The following is an 18,044-nucleotide window of genomic DNA, read 5'->3' as shown; positions in this document are numbered from 1 at the left end:
GACGTCTGCTGGGACGGCGCCTACTTCCTCTGCATGTTGTAGATCAGATCGCCGGAGACGGCCGAGAACCGGTAGCCGGTGAACTCTTTGTTGAAGGCGATGATGCCGCTCTTCTTACCGAATTTGACGATCGGCAGATAGTCGTAGAAGGCCTTCTGCAACTCGTCCTTGTGGGTCAGAGCATCCTTTTCGCTGGATGCCGTCAGGATCTTGTCCGACACGGTATCCAGGGCCTTGCTGTCCGTCCAGCCTGGCCAGGTCTTATTGAAATACACGGCGGTCAGCGGATTCGTCGGCGCGTTCGAACCCGTGATGAAGATTTCGAAGGCCTTCGGATCCGTGCGGTTCTGCAGGACCGTCGCCCAGTCGGTGACGACCAGCTGAGATTTGATCCCGGCATTGATCAGCTGCTGGTTGAGCACCACCGCATTGTTGTAGTGGTCCTCGTATTCGCGCGAGGTCAGGATCCGAATCGGTTCGCCCTTGTACCCGGCTTCGTCCAGAAGCCTCTTGACGTCCCCGGGGTTCTTCTCGTTATAACGTTCCAGGTATTTCTTGGAATTCCACGGCGAATAGGGCGGGGCCAACGCACCATCGGTGTCGTAGAACTTGCGGTCGGAGAATGCGGCCTTCTGGATGTCCTCGGTATTCGCCGCGGCCAGCACGGCCTGACGCATCTTCGGATTCGCCATCGGTCCGGTCTTCTTGTTGAACACCGCAGCGTTGAACCCCAGTTCGGTCACCTCGACGGTCAGGTCCTTATTGCCGTCCAACATTCCGAAATTATCCGGGGGCAGGACATTGGCCGCATCGTATTCACCGGTCTGCAACCCCGACATGCGAGTCGACTGGTCGGTTACGAAGTAGTAGAAGATGTTGTCGAAGTGGGCTTCCTTGTGCCCCGTGGCATCTTTCGCCTCCCCTGCTGGGGATACGTAGTCGTCGAACTTCGACAGGCGCACGAACTGGTCGGTCTGCCATTCCTCGAACTTGTACGGACCGGTGCCGGTGTAGTCGGTGACCGCACTGTCCCCGGCGGCTTCCATGACCTCTTTGGGCTGGATCACGGGACCCTGCAGCATATCGGCGAACAGGGTGGGCGCGACGGCCAGGGGTTCGGGCAGGTTCAACCGCAGCGTGTCGTCGCCCGTCTTCTCCACGGTCGCCTTGGCGAAGAACTGTTTACCCGAGCCGGTCTTGTTCAACCAGGCCTGGACCGAGGCGACCGCGTCGTCGACGTCCATGGTGTCGCCGTTGTGGAACTTCACCCCGTGTCGCAGGGTGAAGTTCATAGCGCGGTTGTCCTTCGACATGGAGAATTTCGAGGCCAGGACCGGCTTGACCTGTCCGTCATCGGTCGCCGCGATCAGGGGTTCCAGGAAATTCCTGGAGATGTCGCGGGTGGCAGTGGCGGTGGCCATCATCGGGTCCAGGGTGGTGGGCTGGGCATTGAAAGCGAAGGTGAAGTCGTTCGGGCCGGAGCCCTTGGAATCCCCCAGGCCGCCACCCATGCAGCCGGTCAACAGCAGTGAGGCGCTCACGCAGACCGCGGCGATCAATCGTTTCATGTCGTTCGTTCCTCAGTGAATCTCAGTGAATCGTCGGAAAGCGGTCGCGGGCTGTGGACAGGTCGGCCTGCGGTGCGATGTGTCCGGATCCGACCACCGCCTCTACCACCTGTGCCATAGCCAGCAGGGTCCGGTCATCCCGGTAGCGGCCCACGACCTGCAGGCCCACGGGCAGCCCGGAGGCTGTGAACCCCGCCGGGATGGAGATCGCCGGGTGGCCGGTCAGGGTGATGATGCTGGGCAGGGTCATCCACTCGAGGTAGTCATCGAGGACCCGACCGTCGATGCTGCGCGGATACCGCTCGTGCACGTCGAACGGTGCCACCTGACAGGTGGGAGTGAGCAGAATGTCCACGTCTTCGAGGAACCCGGCCATCTTCTGGAACACCCGTGACTGAGTGGCCAGTGCCCCGGAGGCCTGGGCGCCCGTGACGTCCCGCCCGACGCGGGCGTTCCACAGAGCGTCCTCTTTCATCTGATCGGCATGGTCGCGGGCCAGGGGCGCCAGGTTGTTGAACATCTGCAGGCCGCGCAGGGTGCGGAAGGCTTCGCGGGCCCCGCCCAGGTCGGGATGGCCCGATTCCATCCGGAAGCCGGCAGCGGCCAGCCGGTCGATCGCAGGGGACAAGACGGATAGGACCTCGGCGGAGACGCTGATCTCTCCCCCGAAGTCGGGAGTCCACGCCGCTCTAATGCCCATGCCGCCGTCCGGTGACCATGCCGCGGCGGGTCCCGCGCCCTTGGGCCCTGGCAGGGTGTCGGCGGACAGTGGATCGAGGGGGTGCCGGCCCGCTATCACGTCAAAGAGTAGACGCACATCGGCCACGCAGCGTGCCATTGGCCCTTTGACCGACAGGGTTCCGAATCCGTAACCACCGGGGTGGTTGGGAACCGCGCCCAGGGAGGGCCGCATGCCCACCACATTGCAAAACGATGCCGGATTGCGCAGGGAACCGCCCGTATCGCTGCCGTCGGCGATCGGCAGCATGCCCGAGGCCAGGGCGGCTGCCGCGCCGCCGGAGGAGCCGCCGGCCGTTTTGTCCAGATCATAGGGATTGCGGGTCACCCCGGTGACCGGGTTGAAGGTGTGGGAGCCCAGGCCGAACTCCGGGGTATTGCTCTTGCCCACGATGACGGCACCGGCTGCGCGCATGCGCTCGACCACCACATGGTCGGTCGTCGCCACCCTCTCGGCGAAGATCGGCGAACCCTGGGTATAGCGGAAGCCCCGGGCAGGGATCAGGTCCTTCACCGCGACGGGCAGACCGGCCAACGGCAGCCTGCTGCGGACCTCGGGCGGCATCGCATCGATCGCCGCTGCCTGCGCCAGGGCCGTCTCCGGCTGAACGTCCAGGAGGGCGTTGACTGCCGAGTTCACCTCGGCTATCCGGTCGAGGTGGGCGGCGACCACTTCCCGGGCGCTGTGCTCACCGGTGCGGACGGACGCCGCCAGGTCTCGTGCCCTGGCGCCGATGATGGACCCGTGCTCCTGCTGCTCCATCGTCATCCTTCCTGCTTCCCAGTCCGCGCCCGCCTCATACTGGGGTGGGTGATGGGAACGGATTTCAGCAGTTTCTTGGTGTATTCGTGTTGCGGATCGCCGAAGATCTGCTCCGGGGTGCCCTCTTCGACCAGCTCGCCCTTGTACATGACGCCGATTCGGTGGGCCATATAGCGGACCACGCTCATATCGTGCGAGATGAAGAAGTAGGTCAGGCCGGTGTCCCGCTGCAGCCGACGCAGCAGGTTGAGGACCTGGGCCTGGATCGACACGTCCAGCGCCGACACCGGTTCGTCCAGGATCAGCAGGCGAGGATCCACCATGAGAGCGCGGGCGATGCCGATGCGCTGCCGCTGTCCGCCGGAGAATTCGTGCGGGAACCTTCCGGCGTGTTCTGCCCCGAAGCCCACCTGCTCCAGGCTCTCCAAGACCCGTTTACGGATCACCTCGGGCGAGCGTTCGCCCACGATCTTGAGCGCTTCGGCCAGAATCGTCCCGATCCTCCGGCGCGGATTGAGCGAGGAGTAGGGGTCCTGGAACACCGTCTGGATCTGCCGGCGTTCGGTGATCGACCGGGATTTGCCCAGGTCGATCTCCCGCCCGTCGTAGACGACCGTGCCCGCGGTGCGTTCCTCCAGACCCTGGATCATCCTGCCGGTCGTCGATTTTCCCGAACCGGACTCGCCGACCAACGCGTAGGTCGTCCCGGCTGGGATGTCGAAGCTGATCCCCTTGACCGCGTGGTTCTCCCGGCGTTTCGAAGAGAACGGATTGTGCGAGGAATAGACCTTGTCCAGGTTCTTCACCTGCAGCAGCGGGGCGGTCACAGTCGCCGGACTCACGGTGGATTCTGTCATTGCGCCGTTTCCTTCCCTGCGTCCTGGCCGTCCATCGCGGCTATCTCCTCTGCCCGGATGCAGCGCACCCGATGGTCCGGTGCGATCTCCCGCAACTCGGGAACGGCGGACCGGCAGGCATCGGTCGCAAAGGGGCAGCGCTGCGCGAACCGGCACCCGGCCGGCACATTGTTCAGGGTGGGCACCGTACCGGGGATGACCGGAAGGTCTACCTCGGGGTCCGTGTCCAGTGCAGGGGTCGAACGCATCAGTCCCTGCGTGTAGGGATGGGCCGGTTTGTCGAACAGGGTCATCACATCGGTGTCCTCGATGACCTGGCCCAGGTACATGACGATGACCCGGTCGCACACCTCTGCGACGACGCCGAGGTCGTGGGTGATGAAGACGGTGCCCGCCGCGTAGTCCTCGCGCAACTTCAGAATCAGGTCCAGGATCTGTTCCTGCGTGGTGACGTCCAGGGCCGTGGTCGGCTCATCGGCGATGAGCAGCTCCGGATTGCAGGCCAGAGCCATGGCGATGACGACGCGCTGCCGCTGGCCGCCGGACAACTGGTGCGGATACTGTCCCAGCCGTTCGGCCGGTTCCGGAATGCCGGTCCGCTCCAGCAGTTCCAAAGCACGGGCCATGGCCTGCTTCTTCGTGACGTCCTCATGCGCCAGGATGGTCTCCGCCAGCTGATTGCCGATGGTGAACACCGGATTGAGCGAGCTCATCGGATCCTGGAACACCATGGAGATCCGGCCACCACGGTACTTGCGCATCTGGGCCTCGGAGACCTCCAGCAGGTTCTGCCCCTTGAAGCTCACACTTCCCGAGTATTCGGTGGTATCGGGGTCCTGCAGCCGCATCAACGATTCCGCGGTCACCGACTTGCCGCACCCGGATTCTCCGACCAGCCCGACGATCTCCCCCGCGCGGACTTTGAACGAGACCCCGTCGACAGCAGTGACCTGTCCGGTCTCGGTCGTGAACCGGGTACGCAGGTCGTCTACTTCGAGTACGAATGCCATCGGTCACTTCCTCGTCTTGTTGTGTGTCGGATCCAGCAGATCTCGCAGGCTGTCACCCAGCAGGTTGACGGCCAGAATGGTGATCATGATGAAGGCTCCGGGGAACACGGTCATCCACCAGGAGTTGAAGATCAGGGTCTTCCCGTCCAGCAGCATGTTGCCCCAGGACGCTGCGGGCGGCGGCACTCCGGCGCCCAGGAAGCTCAGTGCGGCCTCGGTGATGAGGGCATCGGCGAAGATGAAGGTCATCTGGACGACCAGCGGGGACAGGACGTTCGGGGCGATGTTGATGCAGATGATGCGGAACAACGATGCGCCTTGGGCCTTCAACGCCTCGACGAAGGTCTGCTCCTTCACCACCAGCGCAGTCGAACGCACGATGCGCGCCACATAGGGTGTGAAGACGATGCTCAATGCGATGACCACGTTGGACGTCTTCGCTCCCAGGGCCGCCATGATGGCGATCGCCAGCAGGATCGCGGGGAAGGCCATGAGCCCGTCGCAGATGCGCATGATGATGGCGTCGGCAACCCTGTTGTAGGCGGCGATCAGGCCCAGCAGCCCACCGATGACACCGGTGATCAGGGCGGTGATGATGCCGACCAGCAGGGATACCCGGGCTCCGGCGATGACACGGGAGAGGACATCGCGGCCGTAGTTGTCGGTGCCGAACCAGTTCTCGAAGCTGGGCGCGGCAAGACGATTGATCGGATCGATCGCCATGGGATCCTTGGCGAACAGGGGGCCGAACAGCGCCAGCAGCACCATGAAGACGAAGATCGCGGCGCCGGCCAGGGCCATCTTGTTCTTGCCGAACTTCTTCACCAGCAGGGAGCGCCTGCTGCGGGAGCGATTGAGCCGGTGTGCGGAACCGGTGGTCATTTCGGTAGTCACTGAGTCACCTCACGCCATCCGGACCCGGGGGTCCAATATGCTGTACAGGACGTCGACGATGAAGTTGATGACCACGTAGACGACCGCGATCAGCAGCACGACTCCCTGGATGACCACGATGTCGCGGCGTTCGATCGAATTGACGATGAGCTGCCCGATTCCGGGGATGCTGAACACCGTTTCAACCACGGCGGCTCCGGCGAGCAGGGTGCCCAGGGTCTGTCCGATGGTTGTGATAATCGGCAGCGAGGCGTTCTTCAACGCGTGTTTGTACACGATCTTGTTGCCGGCCAGGCCTTTGGCCTTCGCGGTCTTCATATAGTTCTTCGACAGGGTCTCCAGCATGGATGTGCGGGTCATCCGGGCGATGAGCGCGGCCTGCATGAGTCCCAGTGCCACGGCCGGCAGCACCAGGTACCGCAGGGTGTCCATGGGCCCGTCCTCCAGTGCTCGGTAGCCGGCCACCGGGAACCACCCCAGGAGCACGGAGAAGATCAGCATGAGTAGCAGACCGGTGAGGAAGCTGGGCATGGAGATGCCGATCATCGCCCCGGTCATGAAGGACTTGTCGCGGGCCGAACCGGCATGGCGGGCCGCCATGATGCCGGCCGGCACGCCGACGATGATCGCGATGATCTCCGCCAGCAGGGCCAGATTGACCGTCGGGGCCAGCGCGGTGGCGAGGATTTCGGCCACTGGGCGGTGGATGAAGACGGACTCGCCCAGGTCGCCGGTCAGGATATTGCCCAACCAGGCGAAGAACTGCACCACCAACGGCTGGTCCAGGCCGAGGCTGGTGCGCAGCTGCGCAACCTGTTCCTCGGTTGCATTGGGGCCGAGCATGACCGCGGCGGCATCGCCGGGCATCATGTGGATGAGCGTGAAGGTGACGATGGCGACGACCAATAAAACAGGTATCAGCGCCAGCAATCGCCGTATCAGGAATCGTGCCATTGGTCCTCCGTCTGCCACGGGTGTCCGCACCGTCCACACACGGGCGTTGTGTGAGCGGCGTTCGCCCCGTGGTCGAACCACGGAGTCGCCCCACCGCACGCAATCTGTCGAATAGATCACAACCCTAGGGAAACCTGCATGGATTCTGCCAACTTTTGACAGGAGATGTAGATTAGCGACAGCGACAGGCGCTGGAATCGAGATCAGGGGAGGGTGCCAGTGGCGGAATCCGGCTCACGCACCGATCAAAAGATCATAGAATCCTTGCATATCGATGCCCGCGCTTCCTGGCAGAAGATCGCAACCGCCCTGGGCCTGCACGAACGCTCCGTCGCGCGCCGCGCCCAGGCCCTGTTGGCCTCCGGCGCACTGCGCATCCGCGCCATCACCATTCCCGCCCGCGGGGCCATCGTGCTGGGCAACTGCGGACTGGGACAGGCCCGAATGGCCAGCAAGGCCCTGTGTGCCCGACCGGAGACGATGTGGGCACACATCACCACGGGCACCTACGATCTGATCGCGGACGTCGCGATCTCACCGGAACAGGAAGTCGACTTCTACCTCGATGAGATCCCGGCGCTGGCCGGCCTGGCCCAGGCCCAGACCCTGCCAGTGCTCGAATACCTGCGCACTGCCCGCAACTGGCGCCCGGGGATCCTCAGCACTGCTGAACGCTCCCGGATGCTGGTGGGGGTGCCCGCACCGGTGGACCTGCACGTGGGCCCAGGCGTTGATCTGGACCAGCGCGATCTGGCACTGCTCGCAGCACTCCGCGAGGACGGCAGGCGCACTTTCGAGGAACTGGGGCGCATCATCGGGATCTCCGACGTCACCGCCCGGCGGCGCGTCGAGGCCCTGCGGGCCTCTGGCATCCTGCAATTGCGTGCGGTCTTCGACCCCGGCCTGATCGGCAAGGACGCCGAATACATATTGGTGTGCAGGACCCACCCCAGTCAGGTCGCGGCGCTGAGCGCAGAACTGCGAGCCGATGACTCGATCAAGTACGCCGTACGAATCGCCGGGCCCTGGCAGTTCCTCATCAAGGTCGACCTGGCGCACCGCAACAGCCTCGATGAGTTCTTAGCAGCAGCACCCTGGGCCGGCCGGATCACCGATGGCGATACCTTCATCGCGATCCACACGGACAAGCGCAACGCCGTCTTGCTCAGCTGATCCCGCCGCGCCGGGCCCGGGTGCCGGCTAGGCCATTGCCCAGGGATCGACGGGGGTACAGCGGGCGGCACGGCCCAACCCGTCGAGATGCCAGCCGTAGACCTTCGTGTTCCCGGTGACGATCCGGGCGTCCACGACTCGGGCCGCGGCATCCACCCGGGCCAGTTTGTTGAGGAACCGGTCGCTATCCGGCAGATCGCGCAGCCCGGCGACCACGATGATGTTCGCCGCCGAGGTGGTAGCGGTACAGAATCGCGTCTCGATCCAGCCACCCACAACCTCGGCGACGGCGGCCGACTGCAGCACCGGCACCTGCAACAACACCAGGATGCCCACCTGGTAGTCGAAGTCGGGGCGGGCCACATCGCAGCGGAAGATGACGCTGTCGTGCTCGGTCAGCCCGGCCAACTGCCGGCTCACGATGCCGGGCGTCGTATCCAGGCGGCGGGCCAGTTCGCGCACGGGAACGCGGGCATCCCCGGCCAGCTCCAAGAAGAGGGGACGTAGGTCGACAGTGGGGACCGCGACCTTCCGCGGTTCCCGGTCACCGGGTGGGGTCCCCGCGACCGGGGCCTCGGCCGTGGGCACCTTGAGCAGGCCCTGCCGCCAGCTGACGCCACCCGATATTCGGTGGAACAGGCTGACCCGTACGCGGTCGGCCAGATCGAGTTCCGGCAGGTTCTGGTAGACGCGGCGCAGGACTGCGGGCAGATCGATGCCCAGGATGATCACGAAGATGTTGAAGTCCCCCGTGGTCAGTCCGATCGTGATGACATCGGGGTGTTCCACCAACGCCCCTATCAGGGTGGCGTGGTCGTCCGACCAACAGCGGATCTCCAAGAAGGCGCCCATCGACACCGCAGGGTGCAGCGCCACACCCGACCACGCCAGGCCCGAGGTCCGCAACCGGTGCCAGCGCCGCGAGACCGTCGCCTCGGAAACACCGACGCGTTCGGCGATGACCGACCAGGGAGCTCGCGGGTGGAGCTGGATCGCATCGACGATGTCGAGGTCGACCGGGTCCGTCGCCCCTGACTCATCGTCCTGGCTTTCGTGGATCATTCCTGCATTATCTCGTATTCTGGTGTGTTTTTCATGCAGCATTCGGGCATACTATCGACCTTCTTGCACATTATGCGCTGCATCACTTCCGCGGTTAGAGTTAGTCCGGTTCCCCGCCCAACTTCAATCCTGGAGGCCCTATGAGCACGCCTGTGGCGAAGCAGCAGATCGTCGAGACGCCGGCGGAGAAGGCCGTCTACCGCAAGGTGACACTGCGCCTGCTGCCGTTCCTGATGATCTGTTATCTGTTCGCATACCTGGACCGGACCAACATCGGGTTCGCCAAGCTGCAGATGCAACAGGAGATGCCGTTCCTAACGGAAGCCGTGTTCGGCCTGGGTGCAGGCATCTTCTTCCTGGCCTATGCATGCCTGGAGATCCCCAGCAATATGCTCATGCACCGGATCGGCGCCAGGAAGACGATCACCCGCATCATGCTGCTGTGGGGCCTGGTGTCCGCCGCAATGCTGTTCGTGAGCAATGAGGTCACGTTCTACATCATCCGGGCACTGTTGGGCATCTTCGAGGCCGGGTTCGCCCCCGGCATCATCCTCTTCTTCACCTATTGGTTCCCCGCCAAGCGGATGGGGCGAGTCGTGGGACTGTTCGCCATGGCGGGTCCCCTGGGCTCGATCCTGGGATCGTCGACCTCCGGCCTCATCATCGAACTGACCCACAACGCCTGGGGCCTGTCCGGCTGGCAGTGGATGTTCCTCATCCAGGGCCTGCCCGCCGTACTGCTGGGCGCCCTGTTCTGGTTCCTCATCCCGGACAACCCACTGCAGGCGAAGTGGCTGAACGCCGATGAGAAGAAACTCATCACCACCAAGCTCGAGGAGACGAAGGAGCGCCACCACGATTCCAAGTTCACCGACGCACTGAAGAACCCGGCCGTCTACGTCATGGCGCTGGCCTACTTCGGCATCATGTGCGGCATCTACGCCGTGAGCTTCTGGCTGCCGACCATCCTGCACAACGGCGGACTGACCAACAACATCACCCTGGGCTTCGCCACGGCACTGCCCTACCTCCTCGTCCTTCCGGTCCTGTGGTTCCTCACCAAGGGCTCCGACCGCACGGGCGACCGCTTCTGGCGCTCCCTCATTCCCACGGTCGTAGGGGCGCTGGCCCTGGTCGTCGCGGCCTACGCGTCCTCGATCTTCGCCCTGTCCTATATCGCGCTGTGCATTGCGGTCTGCGGCGTCTGGGCCGCGTACACGATCTTCTGGGCAGTCCCGACGACCACGCTGGGCGGAACCGCGGCAGCCGGCGGCATCGCCTTCATCAACACCTTCGGCATCCTGGGCGGCTTCGTCGCCCCCACCATCATGGGATTCGTCCAGGATGCCACGGGCTCGGCCCAGGGCGGCCTGATGACGATGGTGGTCCTGCTGGTGATCTCCGCAGTGGCCATCATCATCCTGCCCAAGGTCATGAAGAAGCCGATGTAGCCGCCCGGCCGAGGTCCCGCGCCCGACTGGCCGGGACCTCGGCCGCGGACGGAAATCCCACTGCGTAAAGGAGAGCATCACGTGAAAACCCTCATCACCGCGGCCCGCGTCATCGACGGCACTGGACGCGCACCCTTCGTAGCCGACGTGCTGATCGACGGCCAGAAGATCGAGGCCATCCGCGAACCCGGCACCTTCGCCGGCCTGGCCGACGTCAAAACGGTATCCGCCGACGGACTGGTGCTCTCACCCGGCTTCATCGACACCCATGCCCATGCCGACAACAGCCCACTGCTGGCCGAGGACGACACCTCGAAGATCATGCAGGGGTGCACGACCGAGGTCAACGGCAACTGCGGATTCTCCCTGGCGCCGATCGACCCTTTGCACGAAGACGGCTTCTACACACTCGTCACTCGGATCTTCCCCGCCGCCAAGTACGGCTGGCGGTCCTTCGCCGAATACAAGGCGGCGATGAACCAACACGAATACGTCACGAACTTCGCCACCCTGATCGGGCACAATACCGTCAGGGTGGCCGCAATGGGCGATGAGATGCGTGCCCCGGACAAGACCGAGATGCGCACCATGCAGCACCTGGTCGACGATGCGATCGAAAACGGCGCCGGCGGGCTGTCCTCCGGCCTGATCTACCCGCCCGGAGTGTTCTCCGAACCATCCGAACTCGTGACCCTGGCGTCGAATCTGCCGCCCACCGCGATCTACGCCAGCCACATGCGTTCGGAGAGCCATCACCTGATGGACAGTCTGCGGGAGACAGTGCACGTGGCACAGAACGCCGGCATCCGCTGCCATATCTCGCATCTGAAGTTCGCCGATCGGCAGTCCTCGTCCCAGATGGCGACCGCGCTGGAATACCTGGACGCACAGCGCACGGCCGGGCTGCCTGTCACCCAGGACATGTACCCGTATTCCGCCGCCAGCACGATGATGACCGCGCTGTTGCCACCGTGGATGCACGACGGCGGGGCCCAGAAGCTGTTGGGGCGTTTGAAGTCCCGCGAATTGGTCCGGCGCGCCGGCGATCAGATCGCCAGTTCCGAGGCCACCTTCGAGAACTATGCGCGTACTGCGGGCTGGGACGGGGTGATCGTCGCAAGCACGGGCTCGCATCGTTATGAAGGCGAATCCGTCGCGCAGATAGCGGCGACGATGGGTGTCGAACCGATCGAGGCCGTCGCGCGCATGCTCATCGACGAACAGCTGCACATCACCGTCATCCTCTGGGCCATGCGCGAGGAGGATGTGACCCTGGGCCTGCAGCACCCCTTCACGATGATCGGCACGGACGGGCTGCCGGTGGGCACCGGCGGCAAACCTCACCCGCGCGGCTACGGTTCCTTCGCCCGGATGCTCGACCACTACGTCCGCCGGACCAAGGCCGTCGACCTGGTCGACGCCATCCGCAGGATGACATCCCTACCGGCACAGACCTTCGGCCTGGAGGGCCGCGGAGTGGTGGCCGAGGGCGCCTTCGCCGATCTGGTGCTGTTCGACCCGGACACCCTGACCGACAATGCGACCTTCGCCCACCCGACGGACGCCCCTGCCGGACTGTTCGACGTATTCGTCGCAGGTGAGCACGTCGTGGACCGAGGCGCCTGGACCGGGCGGCGGGCCGGCAAGTTCCTGGCGGCGCGGCACTGAGGGGCTGAAGCGCCCTACTTCTTTGGACTGTCTGTTTCAGATTCCACTGTTTGAACAGTGGAATCTGAAATAGACAGCCCAATCTTCTATACGGTCGGGAGCCGGTGCACCACCGGCGCTACCCCATCTCGAACTTTCCGCGCAGGAAGTCGGCGAACTCGGCATGGGTGCCGACCCAGACGTCCTCCTTGCCCAGGGCACCGAAGTCGGCGGCGGTACCTCCGGCCTTCCGAGTGGCATCCGCAGTCGTCAGAACACCTTGGTCCCCGTGGCCTGGGTCCCTGGCGCTCAGGTGATGAGCCCAGGGCTGTGATGCACCCCAATCACCGAGGCGACCCGGTCGGCCAATGCATCAGGTAATAGGGCACATGCTGGGACCTCGCTCCTAAGTCGACTGTTGGCCGGTTACCCAGCCTTAAAACTGCGCAGGCCTGGATTACGTTGTGACGTTACCAAACGGCATGCCGCAGATTCCGAACACTGAAAATTTCAAATTTGCGCACATCCATCATTGATCCGCACCCATCTGAAGCATATGATCATTATGTGATTACAAGCACGGTATCGACTTCCAGTCCCACCCCATCTTCCCTGGACGGACTCGACCGAGGCATCATCGACGCCCTACACAAAGACGGCCGCGCATCCTGGGCGAGGATAGCCGCCGGACTCGATGTTTCCGCACCCACAGTTCAGCGCCGTTACAATGCACTTCATTCAGCAGGCTTGATCCGCGTGGTGGCCGCCACCGAAGTGACCAGGTTAGGCCTAGGACATCCGTTCTTCATGCGCATCTCCCATGCACAGGGCATGTTGGAGCCATTGATCCTACGACTACAGGAACGGCGCGAGGTCCGTTTTATCACTACGATTGTCGGGTCCTCCGATCTGGCCGTCGAGATGGTGCTCCCCAAGGGCACACATTTCGGGCCTTTCATTGAGGAGGTTCTAGATGGCACAGGAGCGCAGACCAATACAGCGTTCATCACCCACGCCTTCACCTCAGGACACTTCTGGAAACCGCAGAGCTCTGTAGACAGTCCCCGCTGCCTTGACCTGCCCGATGACTCGAAGACCCCGCCAGTATCTTTGTCCCAGTCCGAGGCCAAGGTGCTCGGCCTGCTCATGCATGACGGCCGGACACCACTGTCCCGGCTGGCCGAGGCGATCGGAAAGTCCGAGTCCACAGCCTCGCGCATTATCGATTCTCTGTCCCGGGCTGGGGTTCTCGAATACCGCATCCTGGTGGAGCCGGCCAACCTAGGTTACAACGCCGAACTCATGCTCTTTGCCCAGGTCGAACCCTCATCCCTGCACCAGGCCGCCGTGACATTGGCCGCGCAAGACGAAACCAAATATCTGGCGACTACTACCGGTGAGCACAATCTGCTGGGCCAGGTGGCATTGACCGACTACACAGATGTCTACAACTACTCGACCAGAACCCTGGGCGCCGTCCCGGGGATCAGGAGCTTCGAGCTGGCCCTGCAAGTCGATACCCGCAAACGGGTATGGACCTCGATCAGCAATGGGCGGTTCGAGTCCTCAGGCCGGCCATTGGATCTACTGGAATATCTGGCACCGGGTGGGGAATAACAGGAGCACATACCAGTGGAACGACTATCAAAGGAGCAATCATGAACACCGATCCGATCAAGGACCTCGAACCCTGGCAGTGGGATGAACCCACCTGGCGGTCCGAGGTTGAACGCGTCCGCGCAGGCAAGGCCCTGGTCGATCCGGACCCGGCCCAGCGCTGGCCTGGTGGAGCGAAGTGTGCCGTCATGATCACATATGATGCAGACCACGAAACCCCCTATCTGCGTGATAACCAGACTTCCCCAGGCTCCCTGGCAATGGGCGAGTATGGGTCCCGAGTAGCAGTACCTCGAGTGCTGAAAATGCTGGAACGCAATCATGTGAAGGCTACCTTCTACGTGCCGGGCGTTTCCGCGCTGCTGCACCCACAGGACATCGAGGCCTTCGCAGCTGGAGACCACGAAGTTGCCGTCCATGGCTGGATCCACGAACGGAATACACTTCTGCCCTATGAAGCCGAACTGGACCTGATCGGACGGGCCACGGACACCCTGGAGCAACTCAGCGGCACCAGGCCCGTGGGGATTCGGACACCGTCCTGGGACTTCTCGCATTCGACCCTGCAGGTTATCCGGGAGATGGGCTTCATCTACGATGCCTCACTCATGGCCGATGAGGAACCCTACGAGATTCTGGCAGCAGGCACGCCCACTGGCATCGTCGAGATCCCGTGTGAATGGATCCGCGATGATGCACCGTACTTCATGATGGACCGGTTCGGCGGCCTGCGCCCGCACACCGCCCCGCGCGATGTCGAACAGATCTGGAGAGACGAATTCGACATGGCTTATGCAGAGGGCGGGGTCTTCGAACTGACCCTGCACCCGCACATCAGCGGCCACCGCTCACGCATCTCCATGGTCGAACGGGTCATCCAGTACGCACAGGGACACCCTGACATCTGGGTCGGCACCCATGCGGAATTCGCCGAATTCCTGCACACCAAGTTCACCCTAGGAAGCACCGCTAGCTGACATCCGCATCACTTCATTACAGAACACACAAGGAAACGATGATGACTGATACTCCGGCCACCACCGAGCCACACGGCACGAAGCTCAGCAAAAAGGGTAGGAAAGCGCTGATCGCGGGTGCTATCGGCAATACCGTCGAATGGGTCGACTGGGCCGTCTACACGACTTTCTCCTCGGTCTTCGCGGTGCACTTCTTCCCATCGGATAATCCCGCAGCCGCCTTGCTATCCACCCTAGCCGTCTTCGCCGTCGGCTTCATCATGCGGCCCATCGGCGCTGCCGTACTTGGCCACTTCGCCGATAAGCATGGACGGAAGAAAGGCCTGACCCTGACCATCAGCTTGATGGCGGGCGCAGCATTCCTGATCGCGATTACGCCAGACTTCTCAGTCATCGGCATCTTCGCCCCCATCATCCTGGTCATTGCTCGGATGGTGCAGGGGTTCTCAGCCGGTGGCGAGTTCGGAGCATCGTCAGCGTTCATGGTCGAATCCGCAGCTCCGAGGCGCCGTGCGTTCGCCGGCTCTTGGCAACAGGTATCCGTTGGTGCCGGTAGCCTTATTGCAGCAGGCATGGGTGCACTCATTACATCTACCTTGGATTCAGAATCGCTAAACTCCTGGGGGTGGCGAATCGCCTTCGCCGTCGGCGGCCTCCTGGGCCTTGTCGGTCTCTGGCTGCGGACCAGCGTAGAGGAGACCGACTCCTTCGAATCGGCAAAAGAGCAGGCTCAACAAGGTGCTCAGACGACACATAAGATTTCCTACTTGGCGATCTTCACACAGCATCCCGGTGCTGTAGCCCGCGTATTCGGCATCACCATCGCAGGCACTTTACTCTACTACCTCTGGGTTTCCTACCTACCCACATATGTTCACGTTTCTACAGGGATGCCACTCGGACAGGCTTTGACGGTTAACTTCATCGGCCTGGCCTATTTCATCTGCATGCTCCCGTTTGCGGGGATCTTGTCGGACGTAATCGGGCGCAAGCCTACAATGTCAATCTTCGCCGGCGGTTTCCTTGTACTTTCATTCCCGATGCTTCATTTCCTGGGAAACAGTTTCGCAGGATTCTTAGTCATCGAGCTCATCGGACTCACTCTCCTTCTGGGCTATTCGGCCAACTGTGCAGCAATCATGGCCGAACAGTTCCCACCCGAAGTCCGCGCCACCGGTATCGGATTCCCCTATGCCCTGGCGGTTGCGATCTTCGGTGGTACAGCTCCCTACATCATCACGTGGATGAACGGCGCAGGACACGGATCTCTCGTCTGGCTTTACTGCTCCATTGCAGCTGCCATTGGCCTGGTCGTTTACCTGACGATGCCGGAGACGAAGGGAAAGAAACTGCAATGACGGACATGAACCCGGCAATGTCGGCCGCCGCCGGCTTCCGTCCCAAGGTCATCGTGACCGGGGCTGCCAGCGGAATCGGCAAGGAAATCGCCCGCGAGTTCGCAGAACAGGGGGCAGACCTCGTTCTGATCGACTTCGATGCGGATCGCCTTGCTGAGGCAGCAGCCGGCCTACCGAACACAGCAGCCGACGCCCCGGGCACTGTCGAGACGATTGACGCGGACCTGCGCGACGCCTCTGCGATTCCGCAGATGATGGAACGGGTCTTCGCCAGGGGGGCTGCACACGTGCTGGTCAATGCGGCCGGAGTCTACCCGGCGGCTCCGCTGTTGGAGCTGACTGCCGACCTTTGGGATGCAGTGCAGGCGATCAATGTGCGTGCACCACTGCTGCTGACCGTGGCCTTCGCCCGCCAAGTGCTGGCAGCCGGCATCGAAGCCCCCGCAGGCTACCCCTGTGTAGTCAACATCTCTTCGGGAGCAGCTCTGCGCGCGCGCCCCGGGGCTGCGCACTATACGACCTCGAAGGCTGCACTGGAAATGGTGACACGAGCATCGGCGCTTGAACTAGGGCCCCAAGGGATACGTGTCAATGCGGTGGCGCCGGGCTTTGTCGTGGTCGACAGCACTCTCAACCTGTCGAGTGCGGACTACATCTCCAAGGTCTCGGAAACTCCGTTGGGACGCAAGGGCCGGCCTGACGATATCGCCCGAGCTGTGCTATGGATGGCGTCGCCAGCTGCTGAGTGGGTCACCGGTGAGGTGCTGCGGGTCGACGGTGGATCCAGTACCGGAGCGATGAACCTGCCCGTGCACTGGGCCAAGCCCCGCACCGAGGTCTCCGATGCCCACGATGGAGCGGCTGCCAAACAACAGGAAGGAAAAGCAGAATGAGCACCGATGCCACCTATACAGTTGTTGGCGCCGGAGCTATAGGCGGAACACTGGCCGCGCACCTGAGTATTGGAGGTGCGACTGTACAGATCGTCGATGCCGATGCACAACACGTCGAGGCGATCCGGGCCAAAGGCATCATCATCGAGAGCCCCGACGAACGCCTGGTTATCGACATCCCGGCATTCACCCTCGACGACGCACCAGGTGACCTGGGCCCGGTGATCCTGGCGGTGAAGTCCCAGGCGACCCGCCCGGCGATGAAGTGGATCGCGCCGCGGCTGCGCTCCGACGGCTATGTGGCCTCCCTGCAGAATGGCTTGAACGAGGACCTGATCGCGGACTTCGTGGGGCCACAGCGCACGGTCAAGGCCTTCGTCGATCTCTTTGCCGATGTCATCGCCCCCGGTGTGGTCAAAGACGGTGGCTTCGGCACGATAGCGCTAGGCGAATATGCGGGTGGCCTCAGCAGTCGGCTGGAACGCCTTGCCACTGATCTACACCACTGGGGCACACCGATCCTCAGTGAGAACGTCGACGGCTTCCTCTGGTCAAAGATCGCGTTCGGCGCGATGCTGACCGCATCCGCGTTCATCGATGACGATATGGCTCAAGTTATCGACGACAATCGCGATGTCATGCTCGAACTGGCCAGGGAATCCTTCGCCGTGTCTGATTCCCTGAACATTGAGCTCGAAGGATTCGATGCCTTCGCGCCCGATGATTTCAGGGCAACTGCTAGCGAGGACGCGGTGAATAAGGCCTTCTCCGACCTAGTAAGTTGGCTGGCTGGTCAGACGAAAACACGGTCCGGGATCTGGCGCGACATCAATGTGCGTAAACGCCCTACCGAGGTACCTGCACACTATGTACCAGTGCTTGAGACAGCAAAGAAGTTCGGCATCGGGGTGCCGCTGCTGTGCGAAATGCTCACTATCATCGGCGAGTTGGAGACAGGTACCGTGACCATGGGTCCCGAACTGTTCGCCCGAATGAGATCGGCAGAGTAAGTCCGCAAGCAAAAGAAGGGCCCTGCCCGTGACTACATGTCACGGGCAGGGCCCTTCCTCGTTCTCCGACTC

At 62.8% G+C, this 18,044-nt stretch carries 15 protein-coding genes and 1 pseudogene; 9 read left to right on the top strand and 7 right to left on the bottom strand.

Annotated elements, in window-relative coordinates; genetic code table 11:
* Nucleotides 1-20: 20 nt before the first annotated feature.
* The 6 genes from NQ036_RS11520 to NQ036_RS11495 are packed head-to-tail and all read right to left on the bottom strand — an operon-like array spanning nt 21 to nt 6,784.
* Nucleotides 21-1,568, bottom strand: coding sequence for an ABC transporter substrate-binding protein (locus NQ036_RS11520; protein ID WP_257059108.1), 1,548 nt, complete (start codon nt 1,566-1,568; stop codon nt 21-23).
* Nucleotides 1,569-1,590: 22 nt separating this feature from the next.
* Nucleotides 1,591-3,069 (bottom strand): amidase, encoded by a 1,479-nt coding sequence (locus NQ036_RS11515; protein WP_257059106.1) that lies wholly within the window; start codon nt 3,067-3,069, stop codon nt 1,591-1,593.
* A 2-nt stretch (nt 3,070-3,071) separates the two neighbouring features.
* Nucleotides 3,072-3,926: an ATP-binding cassette domain-containing protein gene (locus tag NQ036_RS11510; protein ID WP_257059105.1), complete on the bottom strand. Its 855-nt coding sequence runs from the start codon at nt 3,924-3,926 to the stop codon at nt 3,072-3,074.
* The gene (locus NQ036_RS11505) at nt 3,923-4,936 is read right to left on the bottom strand and encodes an ABC transporter ATP-binding protein (RefSeq protein WP_257059103.1); all 1,014 of its coding nucleotides are present in this window, start codon (nt 4,934-4,936) and stop codon (nt 3,923-3,925) included. The genes NQ036_RS11510 and NQ036_RS11505 overlap by 4 nt, the downstream gene beginning before the upstream one ends.
* A gap of 3 nt (nt 4,937-4,939) precedes the next feature.
* On the bottom strand, nt 4,940-5,830 hold the full coding sequence (locus NQ036_RS11500; RefSeq protein ID WP_257049566.1) for an ABC transporter permease: 891 nt from the start codon (nt 5,828-5,830) through the stop codon (nt 4,940-4,942).
* A 9-nt stretch (nt 5,831-5,839) separates the two neighbouring features.
* Nucleotides 5,840-6,784, bottom strand: a complete 945-nt coding sequence (locus NQ036_RS11495; protein WP_257049569.1) for an ABC transporter permease — start codon at nt 6,782-6,784, stop codon at nt 5,840-5,842.
* A gap of 213 nt (nt 6,785-6,997) precedes the next feature.
* Between NQ036_RS11495 and NQ036_RS11490 the strand changes: the two genes are divergently transcribed.
* Nucleotides 6,998-7,957, top strand: a complete 960-nt coding sequence (locus tag NQ036_RS11490) for an Lrp/AsnC family transcriptional regulator (RefSeq protein WP_373566592.1) — start codon at nt 6,998-7,000, stop codon at nt 7,955-7,957.
* A gap of 27 nt (nt 7,958-7,984) precedes the next feature.
* Here the strand turns inward: NQ036_RS11490 and NQ036_RS11485 are convergent, their stop codons facing one another.
* Entirely contained in the window at nt 7,985-9,019 is a 1,035-nt protein-coding gene (locus tag NQ036_RS11485) for an Lrp/AsnC family transcriptional regulator (RefSeq protein WP_257059101.1), read from the bottom strand.
* 140 nt (nt 9,020-9,159) lie between these two features.
* Between NQ036_RS11485 and NQ036_RS11480 the strand changes: the two genes are divergently transcribed.
* The 8 genes and pseudogenes from NQ036_RS11480 (at nt 9,160) to NQ036_RS11450 (ending at nt 17,972) form a co-directional block, all read left to right on the top strand.
* Nucleotides 9,160-10,470, top strand: a complete 1,311-nt coding sequence (locus NQ036_RS11480; RefSeq protein WP_257059098.1) for an MFS transporter — start codon at nt 9,160-9,162, stop codon at nt 10,468-10,470.
* 81 nt (nt 10,471-10,551) lie between these two features.
* Nucleotides 10,552-12,138, top strand: a complete 1,587-nt coding sequence (locus NQ036_RS11475; RefSeq protein ID WP_257059095.1) for an amidohydrolase family protein — start codon at nt 10,552-10,554, stop codon at nt 12,136-12,138.
* Nucleotides 12,139-12,684: 546 nt separating this feature from the next.
* Nucleotides 12,685-12,861 (top strand): annotated as a pseudogene (locus NQ036_RS15840) (AsnC family transcriptional regulator); the annotation flags it as partial.
* A 63-nt stretch (nt 12,862-12,924) separates the two neighbouring features.
* A complete protein-coding gene (locus NQ036_RS11470) occupies nt 12,925-13,734 on the top strand; it encodes an Lrp/AsnC family transcriptional regulator (RefSeq protein ID WP_257049577.1) in 810 nt (269 codons plus the stop codon).
* Nucleotides 13,735-13,775: 41 nt separating this feature from the next.
* The gene (locus NQ036_RS11465; protein ID WP_257049578.1) at nt 13,776-14,711 is read left to right on the top strand and encodes a polysaccharide deacetylase; all 936 of its coding nucleotides are present in this window, start codon (nt 13,776-13,778) and stop codon (nt 14,709-14,711) included.
* A gap of 41 nt (nt 14,712-14,752) precedes the next feature.
* Nucleotides 14,753-16,069, top strand: a complete 1,317-nt coding sequence (locus NQ036_RS11460; RefSeq protein ID WP_257049579.1) for an MFS transporter — start codon at nt 14,753-14,755, stop codon at nt 16,067-16,069.
* A complete protein-coding gene (locus NQ036_RS11455; protein WP_257049580.1) occupies nt 16,066-16,962 on the top strand; it encodes an SDR family NAD(P)-dependent oxidoreductase in 897 nt (298 codons plus the stop codon). The genes NQ036_RS11460 and NQ036_RS11455 overlap by 4 nt, the downstream gene beginning before the upstream one ends.
* Complete coding sequence (locus NQ036_RS11450) at nt 16,959-17,972, top strand: ketopantoate reductase family protein (RefSeq protein WP_257049581.1); 1,014 nt, start codon at nt 16,959-16,961, stop codon at nt 17,970-17,972. Before NQ036_RS11455 ends, NQ036_RS11450 begins: the two co-directional genes overlap by 4 nt.
* The last annotated feature ends 72 nt before the right edge of the window (nt 17,973-18,044 follow it).

The sequence above is a fragment of the Brevibacterium sp. 91QC2O2 genome, assembly GCF_024580695.1.
In the GTDB taxonomy this organism is placed as follows: domain Bacteria; phylum Actinomycetota; class Actinomycetes; order Actinomycetales; family Brevibacteriaceae; genus Brevibacterium; species Brevibacterium moorei.
This window is presented reverse-complemented; position numbering and strand designations above follow the sequence as displayed.

What these genes read in the sequence shown, in the direction of transcription:
- NQ036_RS11470 (WP_257049577.1), top strand. Translation starts at nt 12,925, where the DNA reads ATGCGCATCTCCCATGCACAGGGCATGTTGGAGCCATTGATCCTACGA.
- NQ036_RS11465 (WP_257049578.1), top strand. Translation starts at nt 13,776, where the DNA reads ATGAACACCGATCCGATCAAGGACCTCGAACCCTGGCAGTGGGATGAA.
- NQ036_RS11505 (WP_257059103.1), bottom strand. Translation starts at nt 4,936, where the DNA reads ATGGCATTCGTACTCGAAGTAGACGACCTGCGTACCCGGTTCACGACC.
- NQ036_RS11480 (WP_257059098.1), top strand. Translation starts at nt 9,160, where the DNA reads ATGAGCACGCCTGTGGCGAAGCAGCAGATCGTCGAGACGCCGGCGGAG.
- NQ036_RS11485 (WP_257059101.1), bottom strand. Translation starts at nt 9,019, where the DNA reads ATGATCCACGAAAGCCAGGACGATGAGTCAGGGGCGACGGACCCGGTC.
- NQ036_RS11455 (WP_257049580.1), top strand. Translation starts at nt 16,066, where the DNA reads ATGACGGACATGAACCCGGCAATGTCGGCCGCCGCCGGCTTCCGTCCC.
- NQ036_RS11510 (WP_257059105.1), bottom strand. Translation starts at nt 3,926, where the DNA reads ATGACAGAATCCACCGTGAGTCCGGCGACTGTGACCGCCCCGCTGCTG.
- NQ036_RS11495 (WP_257049569.1), bottom strand. Translation starts at nt 6,784, where the DNA reads ATGGCACGATTCCTGATACGGCGATTGCTGGCGCTGATACCTGTTTTA.
- NQ036_RS11520 (WP_257059108.1), bottom strand. Translation starts at nt 1,568, where the DNA reads ATGAAACGATTGATCGCCGCGGTCTGCGTGAGCGCCTCACTGCTGTTG.
- NQ036_RS11450 (WP_257049581.1), top strand. Translation starts at nt 16,959, where the DNA reads ATGAGCACCGATGCCACCTATACAGTTGTTGGCGCCGGAGCTATAGGC.
- NQ036_RS11515 (WP_257059106.1), bottom strand. Translation starts at nt 3,069, where the DNA reads ATGGAGCAGCAGGAGCACGGGTCCATCATCGGCGCCAGGGCACGAGAC.
- NQ036_RS11460 (WP_257049579.1), top strand. Translation starts at nt 14,753, where the DNA reads ATGACTGATACTCCGGCCACCACCGAGCCACACGGCACGAAGCTCAGC.